The organism is Janthinobacterium sp. 1L-D-8-B-C4, from assembly GCF_057291295.1.
In genome coordinates this window covers 48553-73698 of the sequence record NZ_JBXAVX010000019.1, presented here as the reverse complement: position 1 = coordinate 73698, position 25146 = coordinate 48553, and the positions used below count along the sequence as shown (strand labels likewise).

Sequence of the window (25146 nt, the reverse complement as noted above, 5' to 3'; positions counted from 1 at the left end):
ACCTTGGCCATCGTCCGATAGCCAAGGTCATCCAGACTTATTCCACCCCCGGTATATCCGCATTGTGGAACTTGCTCATCCCCACCACCCGCGTATTGCTGTCCGAGTAGCTCAGCTCGACCTTGTCGCCGGGTTTGGTCAGTACCAGTTCTTCCGACAAGTCCGAGCTGCCGGTAAAGATGGTGCCCAGCAGCTTGTCGCCGGTGTTGAGGGTGATGTAGTACATGGTCTGGTTGTTGCGGAATTCGGCGGCGATGCGCACCACAACGCCGGTCACCGCCACTTCGTGCGCTTCGGTGCCGATGTCGGCGGCCAGGCGGTTGCTTGAGCGTTTCGACTGGTAGCTGCGCAGCGTGGCGTTCAGGGTGTCGGCCACGCCGATGACCTGGTTGTTGCGCATGTCGACCATGCCGAAGGCGCGCGAGACGCCCTGCACGTCGCGCAGCGCCATCACGTAGGTCGGTGCGCCATTGACCAGGAACGGCAGCGGGTTGGTGGCCTTGTAGTGCTTTTCGGGGTTGACGTTTTCCACCGCGTGGGCGGCGGTGTCCTGCGATACGGAGGGTACCTTGAACCAGCGTACCACCTTGGTGCGCGAGTCGACAAAGTAAAAGCCGGACAGGCCGTTGTTCTTGCCTTTCGAGGTCATGCCGCCGACCCAGTACGGGCGCTGGTCGGAGCCGTAGACCAGGTCCAGCACGCCGTCCACGCGCAAGCGGCCTTCGTTATTCAGGTTGATATAGCCGTGCACGTATTCGCCGCGGTCCTGCATCTGCTCGAGGATGAATTCCTCGGCCTGGATGCGGTCGACCCAGGCCGGCTCGGCGCCCATCTTGTAGCGCTTGACGTCGCCAGTGACGGCATTGACGGTGATGATGCCGCTCGACTCGCTGCCCGAAAAACCTACCTTGTGCTGGTACACGGTGCCGACGTAATACGGCACGCCGTCGTCATCGATTTCCGGTTCGAAGTCGGTCAGGCCGACCATGGTGTGGCCCGACAGATAGGCGTGGCGCTCGACGTAATCGCCAAAATAGGCCGACTGCAGATAGCGCAGCTTCAACGGTTTGCCGTCGAGCTCCATCACCAGCTTCACATCGGCCGGGTCATGCGCCGACACCACCAGGTAGCCCGGCGTGGCGCCGTCCGCAAACCATTTGAAAAAGCCGCTGTGTTCCAGGAAGGCGACCCAGACCAGCTTGTCCTTCACCAGTTGTTTCACTGGCGTGCCGACCGCCACTTGCGAGCCCAGCGATGCGATTTCGGACAGGCGCTTTTGCATCGCCTGCAAGGCCATGTCCTGCGACACCAGCGGCGCCTGCTCGATATCGATCGGCGGCAAGGCCTCATGGAAGTTCGCTGGCGTCTCCGTGCCCAGCATCTTGTAGTAGGCGTTCGCATGCAAAATCGGCGCGCTGGTCAGGAACACGATGGCGCCAAACAGCAGGGCCAGGAACAGCCACAGCGCGGCGATGCTTTTGCGGCCTGACAAGGCGACCGCAGGCAAGGCCGCGATCAATACAACCACATAGATGCCGCTGAAGTCGAGCGCCAGCGTGGGGAACTGGTAATAGCCCAGCGCTAGCAGCAGCAAGAGTGACAGCACCAAGCCAACGATGCGGGCCGGGCCGCGATGGGCTACGCCACCTCTCATGGCAATATTTTTGTAGAAGACGGACATGTTGAACCGGAGTTGACTGTTAGCAAGTTCTACAGCATAGCATCTTGCTCACAGTCAGCATCAAGTCCAGGCCTTGCCCGACTACGACGGCGCCGCATCTCCCCGCACCGCCGCTTCGATCGCGGCCACGTCGATCTTGCGCATGCCCATCATCGCCGCGAAGGCGCGGCCGGCGGCCTCGCCGCCCTGCGCCATGGCATCCGTCAAGACGCGCGGCGTGATCTGCCAGGATATGCCCCAGCGGTCCTTGCACCAGCCGCATGCGCTTTCTGCGCCGCCATGCCCGACGATGGCGTTCCAGTAGCGGTCGGTTTCTGCCTGGTCCTCGGTGGCGATCTGGAACGAGAAAGATTCGTTATGCTTGAAGGCAGCGCCGCCATTGAGGCCGATGCAGGCGACGCCGCAGACGGTGAATTCGACCACCAGCGCCGCGCCGGCCTTGCCGCCCGGGTAGTCGGACGGCGCACGGTGGATCGCACCAACGCTGCTATCTGGAAAGGTGCGGGCGTAAAAGTTCGCGGCCTCTTGCGCGTCATGGTCGTACCAGAGGCAGATCGTGTTCTTTGCCATCATGATTCTCCTTGTGGGGCAGCGGCTCGGGCAGCCATCACTATCGCCCCCGGAAGATAATGTACAAGGTAAAGCCATCGCCGGCGAGCACCTTTCTAACAGGCAATCGTGCGATGGCGGCGCCGCAGCTATGGGAAACTGGACACTTTCCGAACAGCGACCAAGATCATGAATATTGTCTGCATCGGCTGGGGTTCCTTGCTGTGGAAGCCGGGAGCCTTGCAGCTGTCTTCAAACTGGCAGCCGGGCGGCCCTGCCCTGCCCCTGGAATTTGCGCGCGACAGCGATGACAGCGACGAGCTGGCGCTGGTCATCACCGACGGCGCGGCCCTGATGCCGACATTCTGGGCGGCAATGGCAACCACCGATCTCGATACGGCGCGCGCGCAATTGCGTGTACGCGAGAAGGCATCAAGTGCGCATCCGGAATGGATAGGTTCGATTCCCGCGCCCGACGGCGGCAGGGAAGAGTCGCGCATCGCGGCATGGCTGGCGTCGCAGCCGTTTGATGCAGCGGTGTGGACGGCGCTGCCACCCAAGTTCGACAACGAAAACGGGCGCATGCCCAGCGCGACCGAGGCGCTGGCCCTGCTGGCCGCCAAACAGGGCGACGCGCGCCAGCACGCGCAAGACTATGTGCGGCGCATACCGCATTCCATCATGACGGCCTACCGCCGGCAGTTCGAGCAGCAGCTGGGCTGGACCTGCATTTCCGACTTGTAAGGGCTACTTGGATGCGTACTCAGGCCGATACCGGTCGCACCAGCGCCCTGGCCACCAGCGGCTGCACCATCCGTCCCAGTGGCGCTTCGACCCAGCGGTGGAATGCGGCGCCGGCGCACAGGCTGGCGGCCCAGGCTGTCAGCATGCCCAGCGCCTGCCATTCGGCTTCCAGCGGCGCATAGGTGACGAAGGCCGTGTTGACCAGCAGGCTGACGGGAAAATGTATCAGGAAAACGGCATACGAGATACGACCCAGGCAGTTGACCAGTGGCCAGGCATGCTCGCCGGACGCGACTTTCATGCGTCCGCACAGGAACAGCACGCAAGCCACCGCCAGGGCCAGCTCGATGCGGCTGCGAAATTCCACCGCCAGCGCCAGCCAGGCCGGCACCACCAGCAGCAGCATCAGCACGAACACGGCGCCCGACTTGCGGCGCGGATCGCTGGCCCACCAGGCCAGCAGCCCCAGGCCATAGCTGCCGAAGAAGTACGGCGCCCAGTTGTCCCAGCCGGCATCCAGATTGAAGTACAGCAGCGACGCGGCCACGGCGCAGGCAACGATGGCCGGCACCAGCCACGGCAGGCGCCGCTCGCCAACGATGCGGCCCGAGCCCCAGAACACCAGCGCGGCCAGCGCATACAGCTGGAAGTCGATCGCCACATACCAGGCGCCGGCCGACAGCGATTCATAGCCGAGCACGCCATGCAGCAGCAAGGCATGGGCGCCCAGCTGGCCGAAGGTGGCCGGGGCCGAAATCGAATCGTGCAGCATCACGCTGGACGCCAGCGCATTGGCCAGCGCCGCGATCAAGGTGGCGGCGATGAATGGCGGCGCCAGCTTGGCATAGCGGCGCCAGAGCGCCGACAGGGGCGATGGCGACGACGCCAGGCCAGGCAAGCCATCGGGTGCCAGCGACTTGGCGGCCAGGAAGCCCCCGATCACCAGAAATACCTGTACGGCGATGCGCGCACTGTCGCCCAGCCAGTCCAGCAGGGCTGGCCACATGGGCTGCACATAATCGGACATCGGGCCGTAAAACGCCAGGTGGTGCAGCACGATCAGTTGCGCCGCGCCCGCCTTCAGTACATTGATCCAACCAAACTGCGGACGATTGTTTGGGTCCGCCTGAACTGCTGTTGCTGCCGTCATGCCCTATCCTTGCCTTGCCAGGTACTTCTCGCCACCCCTCGCGCGAACTGGCGCGGGGACGGAGATTTTCCCGAGAGGCCGACATGATAGCCGAGCTGGAGAATGAGGTGACGCGCGGTTGCCTGTTAGAAATTAATCGACACGTGAAAAATCGGCCCGCATGAGCGTCTGGATCATGCTGCCGCCCTGCTCGTTGGCGCGCACCATCACCGCCAGGGTCGGCATCACGAACACCACGCCCTGCTGCGGTTCCAGGGTGTTGAGCAACTGCTCGAGCTGGCGCCCCTGCGATTCGGGCCGCTTCAATTTTTCCGCCAGCTGCGCCGCGCACTTGTCCTCGTTGCCAGTGCGGGGGCCGCATTGATCGACGCGTACAAAGGGGATCTTGCTGCCCTGCAGGCGCGCGGACAATTGCGCGACGATGGCTGCCGGTGGCGCAGCCAGATACAAATGATAGGATGCTACGGCGCAGCAAGTCTTCGACAGCAGCAACAGGCTGACCGGGGCGCCAAAGGCGCTGACGGGGGCTGACGGTACATAGGCAAACGGCGGCGCGTCGGTAGCGTCCTTGTCAAACGTCTGGCGCAGCTCGGCGGCGCTGGCGGCGCGCCAGCCCGGCAGGCAGGCGGCGTTGGCGGCAGCGAAGCATGTGCGATAGCCGGACTGCTCATCGATGAACAATTGCTCGATCACCTGGCGCGCGCCAGCCGCGCCAGGCGCAGCAGGCCTGGGCAGCACATCCCAGCTGCCCGCGACAGTCCTGCGCCAGGCCAGCGCCGTGCGCGACCAGTCCCATAACGGTTGGTAGGGGTTGGCGTGCTCGTCGGTCAGCTCCGGCAGATAGGTGCGCGGCAGCGGTATCGGCTCGCGCCGCTGGCCGTCGCCATCGACCACCATCACCACCGACGGCGCCGTTGTGCTGTCGACATAGGCAAACGACTTGCCGTCGGGAGACACGGACGCCAGCACATGCAGTTGCAGGCTGTCACCACCATTGAGCGCACGCGGCAAGGCGGTGGTCCTGACCGGAAATGCGCTGACCAGGAAACCGGGCAACTGCTGTCCCGGAAAGTAGCGGCTGCCGGGCGACAGGGGAAAGCCGTGCAGATACTTCCAGGTGCCCTCGTAGCCATTAACGGAGGCGGCGATCTTGTCGACCACGGGCTTGCCCGCCTGTTCATGCACCAGCGCCAGCACGCCATGCTGGTCTTGTAACCGCGCAAAATAGACCGGTTCGGCGAAGTCGGTCCAGCGCTCGATGAAGTCGGTATGCTTGACCACAATGTGATCACCATGAAGCAGGCGCATCGACTGGTTTTCGGTGGACATCAGCGAGCCACCGCCCTGGCGATACTCGACCGACAAGGCGGTGAACTGTCCGTACGGCAAGGCCCTGGTGACTTTTTCACCGCGTTCCAGCACATCGGCGTACTGGCCCGTGGGCGGCTCCGTAAAAGGATTACAGCCGGCCAGCACCAGCAGCGCGGCGCCCCAGCAGCAACACCGTGCGGTGATTTTCATGCGTTGTCAGCCTTCAGGTGATTGCTGCAGGATCGCCGTGAGCAAACCCGGGAAGCGGCCGTCCATGTCGGCCCGGCGCAGCCGGTTCATATGGGTGGTGCCGGTGTTTTCCGTCCACACCAGCCCTGCTTCGCGCAACACCTTGAAGTGGTGCGAGACAGTGGATTTGGGCCGTCCGCCATCGAGATCGCCACAGGCGGCCGCGTCAACGCGGGCCAGGTGCAGCACGATGCCCAGGCGTATGGTATCGCTCAAGGCGTACAGCACTCGTTCAAGCACGAATTCGCTGGCGGCAGGGTGTTTGTGTGGTCGCATGGGCAGAATCATACACGATGCGCTATACTCCTTCCATTCTTCGAAAACTTTCGAAGTAAAGAATTAAAGCACTGTGCAACTCAATCAACTATTCAAAGGCCACCATGTCCGCCCTGTTCCAGCCCTATCATCTCAAAGACATCACCCTGCGCAACCGCATCGCCGTGCCGCCGATGTGCCAGTACATGGCCATCGACGGCCTGGCCAATGACTGGCACCTGTCGCACTACGCCGGCATGGCCCGTGGCGGCGCCGGCCTGGTGATCGTCGAAGCGACGGCCGTCTCGCCCGAAGGGCGCATCACGCCTGGCTGCACCGGTATCTGGAGTGACGCGCTGGCGCAAGGCTTCGCGCCTATCGTCAAGGAAATCAAGAAGGCCGGCGCCGTGCCCGGCATCCAGATCGGCCACGCGGGCCGCAAGGCCAGCGCCAACCGTCCATGGGAAGGCGACGACCATATCGCCGAAGGCGACCCACGCGGCTGGCAAACCATCGCGCCGTCGGCAATCGCCTTTGGCGGCGGCCTGGGCAAGGTGCCGCGCGCCATGACCCTGGGCGATATCGCCCGCGTGCGCCAGGACTTCGTCGACGCCGCCCTGCGCGCACGCGAAGTGGGCTTCGAATGGCTGGAGCTGCATTTCGCCCACGGCTACCTGGGCCAGAGCTTCTTCTCGGCGCACTCGAACCAACGCGACGACATCTATGGCGGCAGCCTGGAAAACCGCAGCCGCTTCCTGCTTGAAACCTTGGCAGCCGTGCGTGAAGTGTGGCCCGAGCACCTGCCGCTGACGATCCGTTTCGGCGTGATCGAATTCGACGGCCGCGATGAAGAAACACTGCTCGAATCGATCGGCCTGGTGCGCCAGTTCAAGGACGCCGGCATGGACATGATCAGCGTCAGCATGGGCTTTACCATCCCCGACACGACAATTCCCTGGGGCCCGGCCTTCATGGGTCCGATCGCCGAGCGCGTGCGCCGCGAAGCGGGCGTACCGGTATCGTCGGCCTGGGGCTTCGGCACGCCGGCCATCGCCGAGCAAGTCGTCAAGGATGAACAGCTCGACGTGGTCATGGTCGGCAAGGCCCACCTGGCCAATCCGCACTGGGCGTATTTCGCCGCCAAGGAACTGGGCCTGCCGCGCGCCTCGTGGACCATGCCGGCGCCGTACGCGCACTGGCTGGAACGCTACTGATCCTGGTTCGCCTTGCCCTTGGCCTCGAATCCCTCCAGCGGCAATTCCGGCAGGAACAGCAAGGCGAACAAGCCCAGTAGCAGCAGCACCGCGCCAGCGCCAAACACGCTGGCGATCGCGTGGCGGTAGACCTCGACGGTCTGCGCCGCTGCGTGCGCGCCCAGCGCCGACACCGCCTCCACGCCATGCGCATGCAACTGGCGCGCGAGGATGGCGCCGGACGCCGTCACGCCCAGCAAGCCGCCCAGCGAGCGGAAGAACGCCAGCATGGCCGTACCCACGCCACGCCGCGACAGGGGCAAGGCATTCTGCACCGCGATCGTCATGTTCGGCATCACCAGGCCCAGGCCGGCACCGAGGAAAAAGATGGCCGGCTCGATCACCAGGTAACCCTGCGCCGTTTCCATCGCCCAGGCCAGCACGCCAAACGCCAGCGCCGCCACCGCCAGCCCCACCACCTGCACCATCTTGTACTTGCCCGAGCGCGACAGCACGCGCCCGTTCAGCAGCGACGACAGCACCAGCCCCACCATCATCGCGACCGTCATCACGCCCGATTCGGCCGGACTTACGCCCATCACCAGCTGGAAAAACAGCGGAAAGAACACGCTCGCGCCCATCAGGCCCATGAAGGTCATCGCCATCACCAGGCTGGCGATATTGAAGGTGCGGTTCAGGAACAGGTCGGGCGGCAGCACCGGCTCATCGATGCGGCGCACATGCAGCAGCAGCCAGACCGCCATCAGCACGGCAAGAGCACCGCTGAGCTTGACCGCCACGCCGTCCCACGGCCACTCGGTGCCGCCCAGCGCCAGCACCAGCAGCGCCGCCGTGATGGCGCCGGTCAGCAGCACCGAACCCAGGTAATCGATCTTGTGCGCGTGCGCCTTGACCGGCTTGCGCATCGCCTTTGCAATAATGTAAAAGGCCACCGCGCCGACCGGCAGGTTGACATAGAAAATCCAGTGCCACGACAGCGCATCGGTAATCACGCCGCCCAGCACCGGCCCCAGCACGCTGGTGACGGCAAACACGATCGGCACCATGCCCTGGCGCTTGCCGCGTTCGGCCGGCGGCACGATGTCGCCGATAATGATCTGCGCCAGCGGCATGAAGCCGCCCGCGCCCAGTCCCTGGATGGCGCGGAAGATGATCAGTTGCGTCATGTTCTGCGCCAGCCCGCACAAGACCGATCCCAGCAAAAAGGTCAACAAGGCGGTAAAAATCATTGGCCGGCGGCCATATTGATCGGCCAGCTTGCCGTACAGCGGCATGGTGGCGGTCGAGGCCAGCACATAGGCCGTCACCACCCACGACAGATGCGCCATGCCACCCAGATCATCGACGATACGCGGCAAGGCGGTGGCAACAATGCTCTGGTCCAGCGCGCCCAGGCCCAGCACGGCCATCAGGCCGATATAGACAGCGCGCACTTCGCGCTCGGTGATCGGGGCGGCGGGCGTGGCTGGCGGTGCGTCGTTCATTGTGGTCAGGGCGACAGTTATTGGGCGTCCATACTAGCGCAAAACCGCGCACGCAGCCGGCCGGCGTGGCGCCAGCACGGCCGTCGCCGGCATCGACTACAATTTATGCCATCTCTTTTATCTCCTCAAAAGGACACACAATGATCGTCTTTATTACCGGCGCCACCGCCGGCTTTGGCGCCGCCATGGCCCGCACCTTCGTTCGCAATGGCCACCAGGTGATCATCAGCGGCCGCCGCGCCGACCGCCTGCAGGCGCTGGCCGCCGAACTGGGCCAGGCCGCCCTGCCGCTGTTGCTGGACGTGACCGACAAGGTCTCGATCAGCACCGCGCTCGACAGCATCCCCGCCGCCTGGCAAACCATCGACGTGCTGATCAACAATGCCGGCCTGGCGCTGAACGTGGCGCCGGCGCACGAGGCGTCGCTGGAAGACTGGGACACCATGATCGCCACCAATATCAGCGGCCTGGTCGCCATGACGCGCGCGCTGCTGCCGGCGATGGTGGCGCGCGGCAGCGGCACCATCATCAACCTCGGTTCGGTGGCCGGCGACACGCCCTACCCTGGCGGCAATGTGTACGGCGCCACCAAGGCGTTTGTGGAGCAGTTCACGCTGAACCTGCGCGCCGACCTGGCCGGTACCGGCGTGCGCGCCACCAACCTGGCGCCGGGCCTGTGCGGCGGCACCGAGTTTTCCAATGTGCGCCTGAAAGGCGACGACGCAGCAGCGGCCAAGGTCTACGAAGGCACGCAGCCTTTGACGGCCGAAGACATCGCCGAGACCGCTTACTGGATCGCCACCCTGCCGCCACACGTCAACGTCAACCGCATCGAGATGATGCCGACCTGCCAGGGCTATGGGCCGCTGAACATCAAGCGCAACGCGTCATTGCCCTGAAAACGGAAGTACCAGGCCCGGATCGGAAAACCACATGCACAGCAGATCAATCGTCAATTGGCGCGCGCCGCGTGTTGTCCTGGCGCTCGTGCCTGCACTGGCATTGGCGATCGCGCCGGCGTCAGTGGCGGCGCCGCTGACGCCATTGCAGATCGAAAAACAGGAAACCATTTACACAGGCAAGACGGCGGGCAAAAACAGCCGTCGAGCGACTGCGTTTTCCGACGCTGCCGCGTTCGACCAGGGCACGCGGCGATCGTTGCGGGCCAGTGATGAAACCTTGCCGGTATTTTCAACGCCTGGCGCAGCGCGCCATTATTTTGTACTGGTCGCCAGGATACCGTCGAAAAAGCCGCAGGCCATGGGATATTGTGGCGCAGGTTACGAAGACCATCTGCTGCTGCTTGCCTACGACGGCACAAGGACGATCCTGCGGGATGACTTTCTGCTCCAGAGCTGCCTGCAGAACCGGACGCTCGACACCGGCAACTCGGACGACATCCTGCACGCCCTCACCGTCGATTCGGTGCAATCGTCCATCCGGTTTCGCTGGCTTGGCGATACCGGCCATAAAAACCATCTGCTGAGCATTGCCAACGGCAAATTCCTGCTCGACTAACCGCTCAAGGCTGCCTCGGCTTGCGGGACGCAGCACCGCAAGCGAAGAATCCGGGCCAGCAGCGTCATTTGCCGGTCGCAAACACCGTTTGCCCGGGCAGCGCCAGCTGCTTGCGCGCCTTGGCCACGCTGCTGTCGGCGGTGGCGCTTGCCGCATTGCCCCAGCTGTTGCGGATATACGTGCTGACGGCGGCGACCTGGCCGTCCGTCAGTTTCCAGGCAAAGCTGGGCATCGCCGCGCCGGTCGGGTTGGCGTGCGTGATGGCGCCGCGCGTACCGCGCAAAATCGCGTTGACCAGGTTGTTGTCGACCGGCGACTGGATCGAACCATTGCCGGCCAGCGCAGTCACCATGCTGTCGATGCCCTTGCCGTTGCTGGCGTGGCAGGCGGCGCAGTTGATGTCGTAGACCTTGGCGCCCAGCAGCATTTGCTTGTCGCTGGCGGCCACCGGCGCGGGCCTGATGGCTTGCGAGCCGGGCAGGCTTTTCAGGTAGACCGCCATCGCGCGCAGGTCGGCATCACGCATGTGCTGGGTTGAATTTTCCACCGCTTCGGCCATCGGGCCGGACGCCACCGTGAAATTGTTCGCGCCCGTCTTCAGGTAGGCCACTGTGTCGTCGAGCGACCAGGCACCCAGGCCGTGCTGCTTGTCACCCGTGATTTCGGGCGCGAACCAGCCCTGCAAGGTCCCACCCTGCAGCTTTTTGCTGCTGTCGCCACCGAGGAAATTCTTGTCCGTATGGCAGGCGGCGCAGTGGGCCAGGCCTTCGACCAGATAGGCGCCGCGGTTCCATTCGGCCGACTGCGTGTGGTCCGGCTGGAACGGCCTGGTATCGAAAAACAGCAAATTCCAGCCCCACATCAGGGTGCGGATATTGAACGGGAACGGCAACTGATTCGATTCGACCGGCTTGTCCACCGGCTTGATGGTTTGCATGTATAGCCACAGGTCGTGCATGTCGGCATCGCTGACCTTGTTGTAGGCCGTGTAAGGCATCGCCGGATACAGGTTCTGGCCGTGCTTGCCCTTGCCTTGGCGCACGGCGCGCGTGAATTCCTCTTCGGTCCAGCCGCCGATGCCGGTCCTGGCATCCTGCGTGATATTGCTGGCCACCAGCTTGCCGAACGGCGTGGCCAGGGCCAGGCCGCCGGCAAACGGCTGGCCGCTGTGCGGCACCGTGTGGCAGGCCACGCAGTCGCCCGCTTCAGCGATATAGCGTCCGCGCGCGATCGCCGTGTCGCGACCGGGAGCGGCTGGCGCCTCGGCCTGCTTGCCGGCTGGCGCGCCGACCAGGCCGTCACCGGCCTCGGCGGGCGCGGTGGCGGTGCCAGGGACAACGCCCCCCGCGGCCAGTGCATAGGCGCCTGCCAGCAACGTGGTGGCGGCAGCGGTCGTGGCCAGCACTTTCAATGTTCGATGTTTTTTCATGTCAGCTCTTTACCAAAGGGCCCGGTTGCTTCAGGTAGCGCTCGATGATCGCGCGCGCCGTCCACAGGGTCAGCGCGCCGATGGTGGCGGTCGGGTTGTAGCCGGCGTTGTTCGGGAACGAGGATGCTCCCGAGACAAATACGTTGTGCACGTCCCAGCTTTGCTGGTAGCGGTTCAGCACACTGGTTTTCGGATCCTCGCCCATCACGGCGCCACCGATGGTGTGGTCGCTGGCGAAGTCGTAGGGCGTGAATTTACCGCGCGCCGAGTTGGTCGGCACCACGGTTTTCGCGCCCATGGCTTTGGCGATCTCGACGCTGCGCTGTTCGATGAAGTTGGCCGAGCGGCGGTCGTTCTCGTTGAAGTCGAAGGTCATGCGCATCAACGGCAGACCGTATTGATCCTTGTAGGTCGGGTCGAGGTCCAGGTAGGCATCCTGGTGCGAATAACTGGTGCCCTGACCGAACACCACGGTACCGTTCTGGAAGGCGTGGGTATAGGCTTTTTTCCAGTCGCTGCCCCAGCGCGGCGTGCCCGGTGGCAAAAAGTCGGTATTGCCTATCGGACGCGAACCGCGCGATACCACCAGGATGCCAGCGCCGCCGATAAAGCCCAGTCCTTTGTGGTCGAAGTTGTCGCCATTGTAGTCATCGACCTGCTGCGACAGCGCGCCGGCGCCCATGTACTGGTTCAGCTGCTCGTCTTCGAAGAAGATGCTGGCGCCCGAGACGGTCTGGAAACAGTAGGCACGGCCCACCACGCCCTGCTTAGTCGCATGGTCGTAAGGCTGGCCGATTTTCGACAGCAGCAGCAGGCGCACGTTCTGCGCCTGGAAGGCGGAAAACACCACGATGCCGGCTGGCTGCTCCCAGTACTGGCCGTCCTTGTCGACATAGGTGACGCCGGTGGCCGTCTTGCCGCCCTCGGCCAGGTTGGCCTTGATGACGGTGGCGTTGGTGATCACGGAAAAATTGTCGCGCGTCATCAGGGCCGGGATCACGCAGGCGTTCGGACTGCCCTTGGACCAGTTGCCGCAGCCGTAGTACAGGCAGTAGCCGCAATACGTGCAAGGCCCCATTTTGACGCCCAGCGGATTGGTATAGGCGCCCGAGGTTTGCGCGGCCGGCACCATGAACGGTTTGAGGCCCAGCGACTTGGCGCCCTTTTCGAAAATATCGGTCAGGCGCGTGGTTTTCAAGGGCGGCAGCGGATAGTCGTTCTTGCGCGGCCCTTCGTACGGATTGCCGCCCTCGACCAGCTTGCCATCGAGGTTGCCGGCCATGCCGGAGATCCCGGCGATCTTCTCGAAGCGATCGTAATACGGCTCCAGGTCGGCGTAGGTGACGCCCCAGTCCTGCACGATCAGGCCGTCAACCAGCTGCTGCTGGCCGTAGCGCGCTTTTGTCATCGTCGCCGGCTGGAAATCGAATGGCGTAAAGCGCCAGGCCATGCCGGCCCAGTGGGTGCCGGCGCCGCCGACGTTGTAGCCGAATTCGAAGCAGCTCCAGTCGCGGATCGGCAGCGCCCTCTCGCTTGATGTATTGCGAAACGTCAGCGCCTCGACCGCCGGCGGCATCAGCATGCTGCGCCGCGTGTCCCAGCGCAATTCATCGGTATCGACCGACGGTGGGAAATCGGTCGCCGCTTCGCGCCAGGCGCCGCGTTCGATCGCCACCACATTCAAACCGGCGCGCGACAGCTCTTCAGCCATCAGCGAGCCGCACCAGCCCAGACCGACGATGACGGCGTCGGCCCTGGCACGTACCTTGACAGGTGTATTGGCCATGATTAATCCTTGTTATGGTATGACTCGACTACAGGCTGTTGTCGACCATGCTGGTCGGCATGAAGACCAGCTTCTGGCCCTTCTTGTCCATCTGGTCGCGGAAGTCGTAGCGCGCGCCGGGAAAGCCCAGCATCTTCCAGCTGGCCATGCCTTTGTTGCCGCCATACAGCGGATCGGACAGAAAGCCTTCTCGCACGTTTTGCAGCACCAGTTCGAACAGCGCCTTGCCGTCGACCGGGCCCAGCGCCAGCGTATTGGTTTCCATCGCCGCCAGCAGCTTGTCCTGGGTAGCGGCGTCCAGCGCCTCGAACGATTTGCCATGCTGCTTGTGCGTGTAGTCGGCCAGCGCAGCCAGGCCCAGACGGTAGCGCTCGGCCGGCGTATGTTGCAACTGCGGGCCTTGTGCGTCGGTGCCCTGGTAGAACGGACCCAGGCGGTACAGCGCAATCGCCTTGCCGTAGCTGCCGTCGAGCTGGCGGTCGATGAACTCTACGCAGCCCGCTTCCTTGCCGCCGATACTGAGCTCATCGGCAGGGATCAGGCGATCGGCGATTGCGCCCAGCACCGAAGCTTCGGCCGGCGTCAGGTACAGCAAGCCGCTTTTGCGGGCCGGCTGCGGCGCGTTGGCCGCGCCCGGTTCCCATAGCAGTTCCTTGCTGATGACTTCGGCCTGGGTGACCGAGCTGGTGCTGACGGTGGCGGCGGCCAGCGCTACCATCGAGGTTAAAACGTCTCTTCTTTGCATGGTCATTGCTCACGATCATGCCCGCCCGCGCACTGACGTGCCGGGCAGGCTTTCGATATTAAAAACAAAGGGATGCGTTCAGCCGCAGCATCACGATTTGTGACGAATGACAGACAGACGCAAGGAAATGACACTGATCTACGGGCAGGATCGCCGAATCATGTGTCATTTCTTGTCACGGACGGGACTGTAACAGGCGAACAGGTGCCGATTATTCACGCAGCGTGTTGTCAGGAACCGTGACAAAACGTGCATGGGGTGATGCTGCTTGTGCTAGCGAACAGCACTGTCAATACGCCAGGCGGGCCAAGCCTGAAGACTGTTTATAATGCCAGCAGAACCGAGAACCCCAATGATCCCTGCCACCAACGAACCGCTGCTGTCCGACCTGAAAGTGTTTTGTACCGTCGTGCGCTGCGGCACCTTCATCGCCACCTCAGCCGAGTTGGGCGCCTCGCCCGCCTTTGTCAGCAAGCGCATCGCCGTGCTGGAAACGCAGTTGGGCGTGAAACTGTTTCACCGCACTACCAGGCGCATGGTGATGAGCGTCGATGGCGAACTGGTCCACCAGAGCGCGCGCAAGATGCTCGACGACATGGCGGCGCTGGCTGAAAGCATCGCCAGCCATCGCAAGGAACCGTCCGGTTCGCTACGCGTCAGTACCAGCCCGCATATCGGCCGCAACCAGGTCTCCGGCGTGCTGTCGCTGCTGGCCAGGCGCTACCCGCAACTCGATATCTGGCTGGAACTGGCCGACCGCGCTGTCGATCTGATCGGCGAAGGTTTTGATATCGATATCCGCGTTGGCGAGCCGCCCCAGCAGCAATTGATCGGCCACCTGCTGGCGCGTGGCGGGCGCATCGTCTGCGCTGCGCCCGCCTACCTGCGCGAGCACGGCACACCGCGCCGCGCCGAAGAATTGCTGCAGCACCAGTGCCTGGTGGCGCGCTACCGCGAACAGGGCCTGGGCATCTGGCGCCTGGTCGGGCCGCGCGGACCGGAGTCCGTCAGGGTCCATGGCCGCTTCGGCTCGAACCAGGGCGAAGTAGTACTCGACTGGGCCATCAGCGGCCACGGCATCGTGCTGCTGTCGGAATGGGACGTGGCAAGCCAGATCGCCGAAGGCAAGCTGGTGCGCCTGCTGCCCGAATACCACGAGCCGGCCGACCTGTGGGCCATGACCAGCACGCGCGCAGCCAGTTCGGCCAAGGTGAACGCCTGCGTGGCGTTCCTGAAGGAACACCTGGCGCATGGCCCGCATGCGCTGCGCTCGACGCTGTAACAGAAAATCGCCGGCCACGCCTTGCCAAATTGCCCGGCGCCGGTCATAATAGCCGCCCTTGGGTCGTTAGCTCAGCTGGTAGAGCAGCGGACTTTTAATCCGTTGGTCGCAGGTTCGAATCCCGCACGGCCTACCAAGAATTTGCAGCATAAGCAGTGCGTAAAAAGCCAACCTTTACCGGTTGGCTTTTTGCATTTCAGCGCGCATGTTCTATCATGCCGGCACTCTATCAAATCTTGCCACCATGCCCTTCACCATCGCCGCCCCCGTTCACAGCGAACTGATCATCAAGAAAAGCCGTTTTATCGGCTGCGTGCAGCCGATGACGGACCGCGCCAGTGCGCAACAGCTCGTCAATGGCCTGAAGGCGCAGCATCCGGGCGCGGTGCACGTGTGCTGGGCGCTGCTGGCGGGCGGGCAGTCGGCGGCGGTCGATGATGGCGAACCGGGCGGTACGGCCGGGCGGCCGATGCTCGACGTGCTGCGCCACCAGGACCTCGAAGGCGTGCTGGCCACCGTGGTGCGCTATTGGGGCGGCGTGAAACTGGGCGCGGGCGGGCTGGTGCGGGCCTACACCGACAGCGTGGCGCAAGCGTTGCTGCAGGCGGAAAAGACGGCCATCGTGCGCCAGCGGCTGTTACGCTGCACGGTGCCTTACGCGATGGAAGGCATGCTGCGGCGCGAACTCGATGCGCATGGCGCCACCTTGCTGGCGGTGGCGCACAGCGACAGCGTGCTGTTCGATTTCAGCCTGGCCGAAGGCGCCGCCAGCGCCCTGCTGGCGCATCTGGACGAAGCTGGCAACGGTCGCATCGCCTGGCTCGACGGGCAAGATTAAAGCGGCAAGGGAAAGCTGCGCAAGCTGGCCAGCCGGGCCTTGAATTCGGCGGCCTGCCCCGCGTCCAGCTTGAGCTCGACCTCGGTCACGGAACCGGAAAAATCGCTGACATGGCTCCAGATGCGCCGCACCGACAGTATTGATCCCTGCAGGCTCGCGTCCAGCAGGCCGATCCTGATCGAGCCGTCATCGCGAAACGCATATTTGCCGCCAGGCGCTGATGACAGTGCATGCGTCCAGCTCTGCAGTTGCCCGGTCGACGCTGGCCACAAGTTGATGGTGAAGAAGGCCCTGAGCGTCGCTATCAAAGGCAGGATGTCGTTCAACAGCTTGTGCACGCGCTCGTCGCCCGTATCGCGCAATTCCTTGGAGTTGGCGGCGTAGCCGAGCGCCAGGATGACTTCATGCATGTCGCGCGCGGTGGTGGCCCGGTCGAAATGCTGTCTGAAATGGGTGGGTTCGAGCCAGTCCAGTGCATGGACCAGCTCGCCAAGCGAGGCCAGCGTACCGGCGATCTGCGTCTGCATGGCCGCTTTCAGTCTTACTGTACCCGCCGCACTTTCGGCGAATTGTTCGTGCCTTCGATCTTCAGGAAGAAGGTGCCGATGAAGTTGCGTTCGACCGTGACCTTGGCATTGCTCACCGGCGACAGCACGGCGGAGCTGCCGTCGACGACGCGCCATACCTGGCCATTCGACAGCTTGATCAGTTCATTGCCGCTCCAGCCATCAAAACGGCCGGCGATGGTCGAGCTGATCGAATTGTCCTGTTCCGGCACGGCCGATTTGGGCGCCTGGACGCTTGCCATGCCGAACGCCTGTTCGCGCTGCTGCGGCGTGGGCGCGACAGCGGCGGCAAGCGGCGCAACCGCGCCGACAGGAATCGCGTCATAGCAGGCCACGCGGGCGGGTACGTCGGCGATCGAGCGGCACTGCAACATGGCGGCGTCGTCGGCCAGGGCGCTACCGGATACGAACAGCAATACAAACAGAGCTTTCATCGATACTCTTTCAAAATGAAGGGCTTGCGCCAAGGTGGACTCAGTGACAAATTATAGCGTCAGCCGCGCGGCCGTTTTGCCTGCAGCAAAATGAAATGCAGCCAGGCCAGCGCCGGCAGCACCACCAGCACCAGCGCCAGTCCGGCCGGCATGGCCGGCAGGAAATGCACGCCGGCGGCCAGGAAACCGGCGACGGCCACCCAGAAGCGCCAGTCGAAGGCATACGCCTTGCGCGCCACAGTGGCCAGCGCGATGCGCCAGAATTCCACCAGGGCCCACAGGCTGGCCGCCAGCAGCAGCGCCGTCACGGTATTGGCTTCGGGTGCGTCGGAGTAAGTGCGCACCAGGTTGTACAGCAACACAGGAAAGCCCCCGGCAACGGCCACGGTGGCGGGGCCGGCGGCGATGACCGCCTCGACCAGTTGCCCTTTCGAACGATGATCCATGGGCCGCCCTAAGCCACCACGCCCGAATGGGCGGCGATCACCTGCAGGGTACCGTCAGGCGATTGCGCCCATACGCGCGTAAAGCGGAAGTCGCCATGCGTTTCCTTGTCGTGATAAGTGCCGCTCAGTTGCATGCGTACCGTCACCACGGCCACGTTGCCGACAATGCGCACCTGCTGCTCGGATGCTTGCAGCTCGGTAATGGCCAGCAGGCGCTGTTCGTGCGCGGCCAGGTCGGCTGCCTTGCTGAGCTGGTGGCCCAGGTGATTGGTGAACAGCATATCGTCGGCCAGCAAGAGCGTGAGCTGCGCCACGTCGGAATCCATCATGGCCAGGCGCAGCCGCTCTTCCGCGTTCAGTACCTGTGCTTCGTTCAGTTGGTTCATGTTTTCCTGGTTCAATTGTGCGCCTGTTATGTATCAGGCAAGCGTGCCATGCTGGCATGAAACCATGCATTCTACTATCCACCGGATGGCTTATAACAGGCTTGTATATTCTTATAGCGTAATATTCGCAGCCAGTCTGGCCTTCACGCCCCCATAGTACGGTAGAGTGCCTGCCCTCCTCGGCGGCAGCACGGGCAATGTTCATTGAGGCAAAGTTCTATAAAATGCCGTGTGCAGCAAACCAATAAAACCAAGATAAGGCCTTCCTATGGCAATTCCCATCATTCTCAATCTGATCGTCGCGCTGATCGTGTTCGCCTTCATGTTCCGCCAGCAAAGCCGGCATGCCACGTTTACCGTGCGCGTGTTTACCGGCCTGGGCCTGGGCGTGCTGCTGGGCGCGGCCGCGCAAGCCATCTATGGCGCCGATGCGGCGGCCATCGCCGGCACCAATGAATACCTGGACATCGTCGGCAGCGGCTATGTAAAACTGCTGCAGATGATCATCATGCCGTTGATCATGGTCTCCATCATCTCGGCGATCTTGAAACTCAAGGATGCCAGTTCGCTGGGCAAGATCAGCCTGCTGACCATCGGCATCCTGCTGGTCACCACCACGGTGGCGGCCACCATCGGCATCCTGATGGCCAAGCTGTTCGGCCTGACCGCCGTCGGCCTGACCTCGAGCGCGGCCGAAGTGGCGCGCGGGGTGCAGCTGCAAGGCTCGCTGGAAACGGCCAAAGCGCTGTCGCTGCCAAAACTGCTGATCAGCTTTGTGCCATCGAACCCCTTCCTCGACATGACCGGCGCGCGCAAGACCTCGACCATCGCGGTGGTGGTGTTCGCCATCTTCATCGGCATTTCGGCCACCGGCATCGCCGCGAAAAAGCCCGAGATCTTCGCGTCTTTCGAACAGTTCATGAAAGTGGCGCACGCCATCGTCATGCGCATGGTCACGCTGGTGCTGCGCCTGACGCCGTACGGGGTGTTCGCACTGATGTTTGAAGTCGTGTCGAGTTCGAGCTACACCGACATCCTGAAACTGATCAACTTCGTGGTGGCTTCGTACAGCGCCCTGATATTGATGTTCCTGGTACACCTGGCGATCATCGCCGGCACCGGACTGAACCCGCTGCGCTTCGTGAAAAAAGTGTTTCCCGTGCTGGCGTTTGCCTTCACCTCGCGCACCAGCGCCGGCTCGATTCCGATGAGCGTGCAGACGCAGACCAAACGCCTGGGCACGCCTGAAGGCATCGCCAACTTCGCCGCCTCGTTCGGCTCGACCATCGGCCAGAACGGCTGCGCCGGCATCTACCCGGCCATGCTGGCGGTGATGATCGCGCCCACCGTCGGCGTCGATCCGTTTACCGTCAGTTTCCTGCTGCCCTTGCTGGCGATTGTTACCATCGGCTCGATCGGCGTGGCCGGCGTCGGCGGCGGCGCCACCTTTGCCGCGCTGATCGTGCTGTCGGCGATGGACTTGCCGGTGGCGCTGGCCGGCCTGCTGATCTCGGTCGAGCCATTGATCGACATGGGCCGCACGGCCCTGAACGTCAGCGGCTCGATCACGGCCGGTACCGTCACCAGCCGCGTGATGGGGCAGACCGACCTGGCCGTCTACAACAGCGATGCGGCGGCCGACCTGGACGAGACCGAACACGCAATCTGAGGGCCGGCCACCGAGTGCGCCACCGTCTGCCGCTTTCGTCTATATTGATAATCAATTGATATGGACGAGAGAGGCAGGCGATGGAACAGAAATGGCCGCAACAACTGTGGATCGTGCGTCATGGCCAGAGCGCCGGCAACGTGGCGCGCGATACCGCCGAAGCAGAAAAACACCTGTTGATCAATATCGCCGAGCGCGATGTCGACGTACCCCTGTCCACCCTGGGCGAACAGCAGGCCCAGGCGCTGGGCGACTGGTTCCTCACCCTTCCCGCAGAACAACAACCGACTGTGGTGCTGTATTCGCCGTATGTGCGCGCGCGCGAAACGGCGCAGGCGGTGCTGTCACGGCTGGACAAATCGAGCCTGGTGTCGGTGGTGGCCGACGAGCGCCTGCGCGAAAAGGAATTCGGCATCCTCGACCGGCTGACCGTGCACGGCATCGCCAGCAAATACCCGGAACTGCACGAGCAGCGCCAGCACGTGGGCAAGTTCTATTTCCGCCCACCGGGTGGCGAAAGCTGGTGCGATGTAATCTTGCGCCTGCGCAGCGTGCTCGATACCGTGACGCGCGAATACCGCGGCGAGCGCGTGCTGATCGTCGGCCACCAGGTGATCGTCAATTGCTTCCGCTACCTGCTCGAACGCTGCGACGAGCAAGCCATCCTGGCGATCGACAAGGCGGCCGACGTGCCCAACTGCGGCGTCACCTCCTACGCTTTTAACCCAGCTTTGGGCAAGCACGGCAAGCTGCAGCTGGACCTGTGCAATTTTGTGGCGCCACTGGAAGAATCTGGCACGCCCGTTACCGACCAGCCCGACATGCCGGCCGCGCCGAAGGCCTGACAAGGAGCATCCATGGACGCCACCGACATCACCCCTGCCCGGCTGCGTGACTGGCCACTGCCGATGCCGACGCCCGACGGCGACAAGGAAGTGCGCGGCCACCTCCTGATCATCGGCGGCTCGCGCGAAATGCCGGGCGCCATCCTGCTGGCAGCCACCGCCGCCCTGCGCGCGGGCGCCGGCAAGCTGACCCTGGCCACCGCCGCCAGCGTGGCGCCGCAAGTGGCGATCGCCATGCCGGAAGCGAGGGTGATCGCGCTGGAAGAAACGGCCCACGGCGGCTTCCGGCGCGAAGCGAAAGATCGGCTGGCGCCGCTGGCCGGCAAGGTCAGCGCGGTGCTGGTCGGCCCCGGCATGAGCGACGACGCGGCCAGCTGCGAACTGATGCGCAATCTGTTGCCGGTGTTTGCCAACAGCCGCATCATCATCGACGCCTGCGCCATGAACGTTGTGTGCAACCCTGGCAACTTCCGCTTTGCCCAGCCGGTATTGATCACGCCGCATGCGGGCGAAATGGCGCACCTGACGCGCCAGAGCAAGGATGCCATTTTGGCCGATCCGCGCGGCGCGGCCATCGAAGCGGCGCAGCGCTGGAACGCGGTGGTGGCGCTGAAAGGCGCGCTGACCATCATCGCCACGCCCGATGGCCAGTGCTGGTCGCACGAAGGCGGCAACGTGGGCCTGGCGATTTCGGGTTCGGGCGACACTCTGGCCGGCATCATCACGGGCCTGGCGGCGCGCGGCGCGCCACTGGAACAGGCTTGCGCCTGGGGCATCGCCCTGCATGCCTTGGCCGGTGAACAGCTGGCCTTGCGCTTTGGCATACTGGGCTACCTGGCGCGCGAAATACCAGCTGAAATACCGGCCTTGCTCAGGCATCTGGCCACATGAAAACAACAGGCATAAGCATATCCGGAAAGAATCGTTAGCGGCGGCGCCACGCTCCCTTAAGCTTCGATCAACTGTTTCCACATGATCAAGCTTAAAGGACCGCCGTGCCATCTCGCCATTTTTCCGCTCCTTCCACGCCGCTGCGCGCCATCGCTATCGCCTGCGCCATGCTGTCGTCGTCCGTCTCGGCGCAGGAAGCACCCGACTCCACCGAAACGGCCAGCATCGACCAGGTCACCGTGGTCGGCTCGCACGTGCGCAACCGCACGGTGTTCGACAGCACGGTGCCGATCGACCGCTTCGGCGCGCGCGAAGTGTCCAACGCGCTGTCGAGCGGCGACGTCGGCGCGGCGCTGCAAAACCTGTCGCCATCGATCAACTTCCCGCGCATCGAATCGAGCGGCGCCTCGGACTCGGTGCGCGGCATCCAGCTGCGCGGGCTGGCGCCCGACCAGGTGCTGGTGCTGATCAACGGCAAGCGCCGCCATACCAGCGCCGTGCTCGACACGGAAAGCAGCTTTTCGGGCACCGTGCCGGTCGACATCAATTCGATCCCGCCCGGCGCGATCGACCATATCGAGATCCTGCGCGACGGCGCCGGCGCCCAGTACGGCAGCGACGCGGTGGCTGGCGTGATCAATATCGTGCTGAAAAAAGCCCGCACCGGCGGCTCGGCCTCGGTCAGCTACGGCGCCAACCATACCAAATTCGACCCGACCGACCAGACCCTGACGGACGGCCAGACCACCATCGTCAACGCCGACTACGGCGTGCCGCTGGGCGACGCCGGCTATTTCCGTTTTGGCGCGGAAACGCGGCGCCGTTCGCCGACCGAGCGGGCCGGCCCCAGCGACGCGGGCTGGACCTCGTACAATTTTACGCCGGCCGACCAGGCACTCGACGGCAAGGTGGTGTTCAAGTCGGGCGACTCGCGCCAGCACAACAACTATGCCTTCTATAACGCGCTGTTGCCGCTGGAAAATGGTTTTGATGCGTATTCGTTTGCCACCATTAATGACCGCAAGTCCGACGGCAGCGCCTACTTCCGCTATCCGGGCGATCCGTCGAACGTGCTGGCGCTGTATCCGAACGGCTACCGTCCCGTCACCAATGGCGACAAGCGCGACGTCAGCCTGGTGGCCGGCCTGCGCGGTACGACCGCCAACTGGAGCTGGGACCTGAGCGCGCGCCACGGCGGCGACCGCTTCGACTACGGCGTCAGCCACTCGGTCAACGCCTCGCTGGGCGCGGCCAGCCCCACCAGTTTTCATCTGGCCAGCTTTGATTTCCGCCAGAACGCGCTGAACCTGGACGCCACGCGCAGCATCGACATTGGCCTGCCGGCTGCCTTGAACCTGGCCGTGGGCGCCGAATGGATGCGTGAAACCTACCAGAGTTCCGCCGGCGACCCGGCCTCGTATGCGGCAGGCACCATCACCGATGCGCCACCGGGCGCGCAGGCCGGTCCAGGGCTGCGTCCGTCTGACGAATACGATGGCAGCCGCCAGATCCGTTCCATCTACCTCGACGCGGAAACCGACCTCACGCCGCGCCTGCTGGTGGGCGCTGCCGCCCGCTATTCCAACTACAGCGACTTCGGCAGCGCCAGCACGGGCAAGTTGTCGGCGCGCTACAAGGTCACGGAAGACTTCCTGCTGCGCGGCTCGCTGTCGAACAGTTTCCGCGCGCCGGCCTTGGTGCAAACCGGTTTCCGTTTCGCCACCCTGAACTTCAATGCGGACGGCACGGCGCTGCAAACGGCGGCCCTGCTGCCGGCCAGCGATGCCCTGGCGCGCAGCTTTGGCGCACAGGATTTAAAGCCGGAAAAGTCGACCAATCTGTCACTGGGCCTGGCCTGGAAACCGGCCAAAGCCACCAGCCTGACGGTGGACGCCTATGTGATCCGCATCCGCGACCGCATCACGCGCACCAGCGATTTGCAAAGCGATGCGGTGACGGCCTACCTGGCGCAACAGGGCCGCAATGATATCCAGTCGGTGGCCTACCTGGCCAACCTGCTCGACACGCGTACAAAGGGCCTGGACGTGGTGCTGAACCACGACCTGGCGGTATCAAACGGCAAGCTGAACCTGAACGCGGCGCTGAACCTGAACAAGACCAGCCTGGACCAGATGCGCCAGAGTTCCGGTGCGCTCTCCGCCATCGATCCCGGCCTGACCCTGCTGACGGACACCAGCCTGTTCCGTATCCGGCATGCCTCGCCGAAAAGCAAGCTGATCCTGGGCGCCGACTGGCAGGCGGCAAGCTGGGGCCTGCAGGCGCGCGCGACGCGCTTTGGCGAACTGAAAGACTTTTCCTATGACAGCGATGCGCCCCTGATCGACGGCATTCCGGCGCAGCGTTTCGGCGCCGTCTGGTCTCTGGACATCGAAGGCCAGCTGAAACTGTCCAGACAGCTGACCCTGAGCGTGGGCGGCAACAATATCCTGGACCGCTATCCGCAGCGCGTGCGCGAGACCAATAACGCCACCTATGGCGGCGCCCTGCCCTACAACTTCATCAACCCGATCGGCGTGAACGGCGCGTATTTCTACGCCAAGCTCAGCTATACCTTTTAACCTGCAATGAAAGACCCCATGATCCTCAAAAGACTCTCCCGCCTGGTCGCCGGCGCCTGCCTTGGCGCCCTGCTGCTGTCCACCGCCCAGGCCGCCACGCCGCTGGTGCTGATGACCGATTTCGGCACCGCCGACGGCGCCGTGTCGGCCATGCATGGCGTGGCCTATGGCGTCGATCCCAAGCTCACCATCTCGGACCTGACGCACCAGATTCCCGACTACGATATCTGGCTCGGTGCCTACCGCCTGTACCAGACGGCCAACTACTGGCCCGAAGGCACGGTATTTGTTTCGGTGATCGACCCGGGCGTGGGCACCACGCGCAAGTCGGTGGTGCTGAAAACGAAGAACGGCCGCTATTTCGTCGGCCCCGACAACGGTTTGTTTACCCTGATCGCCGAGCGCGACGGCGTGGCCGAGCTGCGCGAGATCGATGAAAAGGTCAACCGCCTGGCCGGCTCCGCCGAGTCGTACACCTTCCATGGCCGCGACGTGTACGCCTATGTCGGCGCGCGCCTGGCCTCCGGCGCCATTACCTACGAACAGGTGGGGCCACAGCTGTCGAGCGAATCGGTGGTAAAGATCGCCTACCAGCACGCCGTGCGCGACGGCAATACCATCCGCGGCATCGTGCCGGTGCTGGACGTGAAATATGGCAATGTGTGGACGAATATCCCGAAATCGCTGCTCGATGAATTGGACGTCAAGCCGCACGACACGCTGCAGGTGCGCATCCTGCACAAGGGCAAGCAGGTAGCGAAAGTTACGGCGCCGTTCGAACACACGTTTGGCGGCGTGGCCAAGGGCAAGCCCCTGGTCTACCTGAACAGCCTGCTGGACGTGGCGGTGGCCATCAGCCAGGGCGACTTTGCCGCCAAGCACCATATCGAGTCCGGCGTGGACTGGCAGGTGGAAGTGAGCAAAGTCAACAGCAATTAAGTAACAAGCACCCCTGCGGCCAGGACGCTCGTCCTGGCCCTTCGTTATATTTCTCACCGTTGTTTGCGCCAGCGCAAACACTATCACGTGTTCTTCTGCGCCATCGCTGTAGTTGCTGAAAAGTCGTGAACCTGTGGCCCGCGATTGACTCTAATT

24 protein-coding genes and 1 tRNA gene are annotated in these 25146 nt (G+C 63.7%); 12 read left to right on the top strand and 13 right to left on the bottom strand.

The genetic code is table 11. The features are described from left to right. Positions 1-37: 37 nt before the first annotated feature. Together AC0Z42_RS26195 and AC0Z42_RS26190 are read right to left on the bottom strand one after the other, a co-directional pair. The gene (locus tag AC0Z42_RS26195) at positions 38-1654 is read right to left on the bottom strand and encodes a hypothetical protein (RefSeq protein ID WP_485471007.1); all 1617 of its coding nucleotides are present in this window, start codon (positions 1652-1654) and stop codon (positions 38-40) included. A gap of 108 nt (positions 1655-1762) precedes the next feature. Then, a complete protein-coding gene (locus AC0Z42_RS26190) occupies positions 1763-2254 on the bottom strand; it encodes a VOC family protein (RefSeq protein WP_485471006.1) in 492 nt (163 codons plus the stop codon). A 165-nt stretch (positions 2255-2419) separates the two neighbouring features. Between AC0Z42_RS26190 and AC0Z42_RS26185 the strand changes: the two genes are divergently transcribed. After that, positions 2420-2974 (top strand): hypothetical protein, encoded by a 555-nt coding sequence (locus tag AC0Z42_RS26185; protein ID WP_485471005.1) that lies wholly within the window; start codon positions 2420-2422, stop codon positions 2972-2974. A gap of 19 nt (positions 2975-2993) precedes the next feature. Here the strand turns inward: AC0Z42_RS26185 and AC0Z42_RS26180 are convergent, their stop codons facing one another. From AC0Z42_RS26180 to AC0Z42_RS26170, 3 genes are all read right to left on the bottom strand, one after another. After that, entirely contained in the window at positions 2994-4124 is a 1131-nt protein-coding gene (locus tag AC0Z42_RS26180) for an acyltransferase family protein (protein ID WP_485471004.1), read from the bottom strand. Between the two features lie 132 nt (positions 4125-4256). Next, entirely contained in the window at positions 4257-5645 is a 1389-nt protein-coding gene (locus tag AC0Z42_RS26175) for a TolB-like translocation protein (RefSeq protein ID WP_485471003.1), read from the bottom strand. Between the two features lie 6 nt (positions 5646-5651). Continuing rightward, positions 5652-5960: an ArsR/SmtB family transcription factor gene (locus AC0Z42_RS26170; protein WP_485471002.1), complete on the bottom strand. Its 309-nt coding sequence runs from the start codon at positions 5958-5960 to the stop codon at positions 5652-5654. Between the two features lie 104 nt (positions 5961-6064). Here AC0Z42_RS26170 and AC0Z42_RS26165 point away from each other — a divergent pair, with 104 nt between their 5' ends. Then, entirely contained in the window at positions 6065-7153 is a 1089-nt protein-coding gene (locus AC0Z42_RS26165) for an NADH:flavin oxidoreductase/NADH oxidase (protein ID WP_485471001.1), read from the top strand. Here the strand turns inward: AC0Z42_RS26165 and AC0Z42_RS26160 are convergent. Then, positions 7147-8637 (bottom strand): MDR family MFS transporter, encoded by a 1491-nt coding sequence (locus AC0Z42_RS26160; RefSeq protein ID WP_485471000.1) that lies wholly within the window; start codon positions 8635-8637, stop codon positions 7147-7149. The genes AC0Z42_RS26165 and AC0Z42_RS26160 overlap by 7 nt on opposite strands. A gap of 140 nt (positions 8638-8777) precedes the next feature. Between AC0Z42_RS26160 and AC0Z42_RS26155 the strand changes: the two genes are divergently transcribed. Next, the gene (locus tag AC0Z42_RS26155; RefSeq protein WP_485470999.1) at positions 8778-9536 is read left to right on the top strand and encodes an SDR family oxidoreductase; all 759 of its coding nucleotides are present in this window, start codon (positions 8778-8780) and stop codon (positions 9534-9536) included. An 88-nt stretch (positions 9537-9624) separates the two neighbouring features. Then, positions 9625-10155 (top strand): hypothetical protein, encoded by a 531-nt coding sequence (locus AC0Z42_RS26150; protein ID WP_485470998.1) that lies wholly within the window; start codon positions 9625-9627, stop codon positions 10153-10155. Positions 10156-10219: 64 nt separating this feature from the next. On the opposite strand, the gene AC0Z42_RS26145 is transcribed toward AC0Z42_RS26150, so the two are convergent. From AC0Z42_RS26145 to AC0Z42_RS26135, 3 genes are read right to left on the bottom strand one after another with little or no spacing between them, the layout of a single operon-like run. Continuing rightward, positions 10220-11584, bottom strand: coding sequence for a c-type cytochrome (locus AC0Z42_RS26145; protein WP_485470997.1), 1365 nt, complete (start codon positions 11582-11584; stop codon positions 10220-10222). Between the two features lies 1 nt (position 11585). Further along, positions 11586-13370, bottom strand: a complete 1785-nt coding sequence (locus AC0Z42_RS26140) for a GMC family oxidoreductase (protein WP_485470996.1) — start codon at positions 13368-13370, stop codon at positions 11586-11588. A 28-nt stretch (positions 13371-13398) separates the two neighbouring features. Continuing rightward, positions 13399-14115, bottom strand: coding sequence for a gluconate 2-dehydrogenase subunit 3 family protein (locus AC0Z42_RS26135; RefSeq protein ID WP_485470995.1), 717 nt, complete (start codon positions 14113-14115; stop codon positions 13399-13401). Positions 14116-14467: 352 nt separating this feature from the next. Here AC0Z42_RS26135 and AC0Z42_RS26130 point away from each other — a divergent pair, with 352 nt between their 5' ends. The 3 genes from AC0Z42_RS26130 to AC0Z42_RS26120 all read left to right on the top strand — a co-directional run bounded on the left by AC0Z42_RS26130 (position 14468) and on the right by AC0Z42_RS26120 (position 16235). After that, the gene (locus AC0Z42_RS26130) at positions 14468-15397 is read left to right on the top strand and encodes a LysR substrate-binding domain-containing protein (protein ID WP_485470994.1); all 930 of its coding nucleotides are present in this window, start codon (positions 14468-14470) and stop codon (positions 15395-15397) included. 60 nt (positions 15398-15457) lie between these two features. Next, positions 15458-15533: transfer RNA gene (locus AC0Z42_RS26125), tRNA-Lys, on the top strand. A 108-nt stretch (positions 15534-15641) separates the two neighbouring features. Next, on the top strand, positions 15642-16235 hold the full coding sequence (locus tag AC0Z42_RS26120) for an IMPACT family protein (RefSeq protein ID WP_485470993.1): 594 nt from the start codon (positions 15642-15644) through the stop codon (positions 16233-16235). Here AC0Z42_RS26120 and AC0Z42_RS26115 read toward each other — a convergent pair. The 4 genes from AC0Z42_RS26115 to AC0Z42_RS26100 are packed head-to-tail and all read right to left on the bottom strand — an operon-like array spanning position 16232 to position 18067. Further along, positions 16232-16762: a hypothetical protein gene (locus AC0Z42_RS26115; protein ID WP_485470992.1), complete on the bottom strand. Its 531-nt coding sequence runs from the start codon at positions 16760-16762 to the stop codon at positions 16232-16234. The genes AC0Z42_RS26120 and AC0Z42_RS26115 overlap by 4 nt on opposite strands. 14 nt (positions 16763-16776) lie before the next feature. Next, positions 16777-17235: a hypothetical protein gene (locus AC0Z42_RS26110; protein WP_485470991.1), complete on the bottom strand. Its 459-nt coding sequence runs from the start codon at positions 17233-17235 to the stop codon at positions 16777-16779. 59 nt (positions 17236-17294) lie between these two features. Then, the gene (locus AC0Z42_RS26105; protein ID WP_485470990.1) at positions 17295-17681 is read right to left on the bottom strand and encodes a hypothetical protein; all 387 of its coding nucleotides are present in this window, start codon (positions 17679-17681) and stop codon (positions 17295-17297) included. 8 nt (positions 17682-17689) lie between these two features. Continuing rightward, positions 17690-18067: a nuclear transport factor 2 family protein gene (locus tag AC0Z42_RS26100; RefSeq protein WP_485470989.1), complete on the bottom strand. Its 378-nt coding sequence runs from the start codon at positions 18065-18067 to the stop codon at positions 17690-17692. Between the two features lie 268 nt (positions 18068-18335). Between AC0Z42_RS26100 and AC0Z42_RS26095 the strand changes: the two genes are divergently transcribed. From AC0Z42_RS26095 to AC0Z42_RS26075, 5 genes are all read left to right on the top strand, one after another. Continuing rightward, positions 18336-19736: an L-cystine transporter gene (locus AC0Z42_RS26095; protein ID WP_485470988.1), complete on the top strand. Its 1401-nt coding sequence runs from the start codon at positions 18336-18338 to the stop codon at positions 19734-19736. A gap of 80 nt (positions 19737-19816) precedes the next feature. After that, the gene (locus tag AC0Z42_RS26090) at positions 19817-20581 is read left to right on the top strand and encodes a histidine phosphatase family protein (protein WP_485470987.1); all 765 of its coding nucleotides are present in this window, start codon (positions 19817-19819) and stop codon (positions 20579-20581) included. Between the two features lie 12 nt (positions 20582-20593). Beyond that, on the top strand, positions 20594-21472 hold the full coding sequence (locus AC0Z42_RS26085) for an NAD(P)H-hydrate dehydratase (protein WP_485470986.1): 879 nt from the start codon (positions 20594-20596) through the stop codon (positions 21470-21472). Positions 21473-21576: 104 nt separating this feature from the next. Beyond that, positions 21577-24051 (top strand): TonB-dependent receptor plug domain-containing protein, encoded by a 2475-nt coding sequence (locus AC0Z42_RS26080; RefSeq protein WP_485470985.1) that lies wholly within the window; start codon positions 21577-21579, stop codon positions 24049-24051. Between the two features lie 18 nt (positions 24052-24069). Continuing rightward, positions 24070-24990, top strand: a complete 921-nt coding sequence (locus tag AC0Z42_RS26075; protein WP_485470984.1) for an SAM hydrolase/SAM-dependent halogenase family protein — start codon at positions 24070-24072, stop codon at positions 24988-24990. Positions 24991-25146: the final 156 nt, after the last annotated feature.

Excerpts from the sequence above, each read along its gene's own strand:
- AC0Z42_RS26190 (WP_485471006.1), bottom strand. The coding sequence starts at position 2,254 with ATGATGGCAAAGAACACGATCTGCCTCTGGTACGACCATGACGCGCAA.
- AC0Z42_RS26165 (WP_485471001.1), top strand. The coding sequence starts at position 6,065 with ATGTCCGCCCTGTTCCAGCCCTATCATCTCAAAGACATCACCCTGCGC.
- AC0Z42_RS26120 (WP_485470993.1), top strand. The coding sequence starts at position 15,642 with ATGCCCTTCACCATCGCCGCCCCCGTTCACAGCGAACTGATCATCAAG.
- AC0Z42_RS26130 (WP_485470994.1), top strand. The coding sequence starts at position 14,468 with ATGATCCCTGCCACCAACGAACCGCTGCTGTCCGACCTGAAAGTGTTT.
- AC0Z42_RS26140 (WP_485470996.1), bottom strand. The coding sequence starts at position 13,370 with ATGGCCAATACACCTGTCAAGGTACGTGCCAGGGCCGACGCCGTCATC.
- AC0Z42_RS26110 (WP_485470991.1), bottom strand. The coding sequence starts at position 17,235 with ATGAAAGCTCTGTTTGTATTGCTGTTCGTATCCGGTAGCGCCCTGGCC.
- AC0Z42_RS26085 (WP_485470986.1), top strand. The coding sequence starts at position 20,594 with ATGGACGCCACCGACATCACCCCTGCCCGGCTGCGTGACTGGCCACTG.
- AC0Z42_RS26145 (WP_485470997.1), bottom strand. The coding sequence starts at position 11,584 with ATGAAAAAACATCGAACATTGAAAGTGCTGGCCACGACCGCTGCCGCC.
- AC0Z42_RS26175 (WP_485471003.1), bottom strand. The coding sequence starts at position 5,645 with ATGAAAATCACCGCACGGTGTTGCTGCTGGGGCGCCGCGCTGCTGGTG.
- AC0Z42_RS26090 (WP_485470987.1), top strand. The coding sequence starts at position 19,817 with ATGGAACAGAAATGGCCGCAACAACTGTGGATCGTGCGTCATGGCCAG.
- AC0Z42_RS26185 (WP_485471005.1), top strand. The coding sequence starts at position 2,420 with ATGAATATTGTCTGCATCGGCTGGGGTTCCTTGCTGTGGAAGCCGGGA.
- AC0Z42_RS26155 (WP_485470999.1), top strand. The coding sequence starts at position 8,778 with ATGATCGTCTTTATTACCGGCGCCACCGCCGGCTTTGGCGCCGCCATG.
- AC0Z42_RS26115 (WP_485470992.1), bottom strand. The coding sequence starts at position 16,762 with ATGCAGACGCAGATCGCCGGTACGCTGGCCTCGCTTGGCGAGCTGGTC.
- AC0Z42_RS26100 (WP_485470989.1), bottom strand. The coding sequence starts at position 18,067 with ATGAACCAACTGAACGAAGCACAGGTACTGAACGCGGAAGAGCGGCTG.
- AC0Z42_RS26195 (WP_485471007.1), bottom strand. The coding sequence starts at position 1,654 with ATGAGAGGTGGCGTAGCCCATCGCGGCCCGGCCCGCATCGTTGGCTTG.
- AC0Z42_RS26105 (WP_485470990.1), bottom strand. The coding sequence starts at position 17,681 with ATGGATCATCGTTCGAAAGGGCAACTGGTCGAGGCGGTCATCGCCGCC.
- AC0Z42_RS26170 (WP_485471002.1), bottom strand. The coding sequence starts at position 5,960 with ATGCGACCACACAAACACCCTGCCGCCAGCGAATTCGTGCTTGAACGA.
- AC0Z42_RS26075 (WP_485470984.1), top strand. The coding sequence starts at position 24,070 with ATGATCCTCAAAAGACTCTCCCGCCTGGTCGCCGGCGCCTGCCTTGGC.
- AC0Z42_RS26160 (WP_485471000.1), bottom strand. The coding sequence starts at position 8,637 with ATGAACGACGCACCGCCAGCCACGCCCGCCGCCCCGATCACCGAGCGC.
- AC0Z42_RS26095 (WP_485470988.1), top strand. The coding sequence starts at position 18,336 with ATGGCAATTCCCATCATTCTCAATCTGATCGTCGCGCTGATCGTGTTC.
- AC0Z42_RS26135 (WP_485470995.1), bottom strand. The coding sequence starts at position 14,115 with ATGCAAAGAAGAGACGTTTTAACCTCGATGGTAGCGCTGGCCGCCGCC.
- AC0Z42_RS26180 (WP_485471004.1), bottom strand. The coding sequence starts at position 4,124 with ATGACGGCAGCAACAGCAGTTCAGGCGGACCCAAACAATCGTCCGCAG.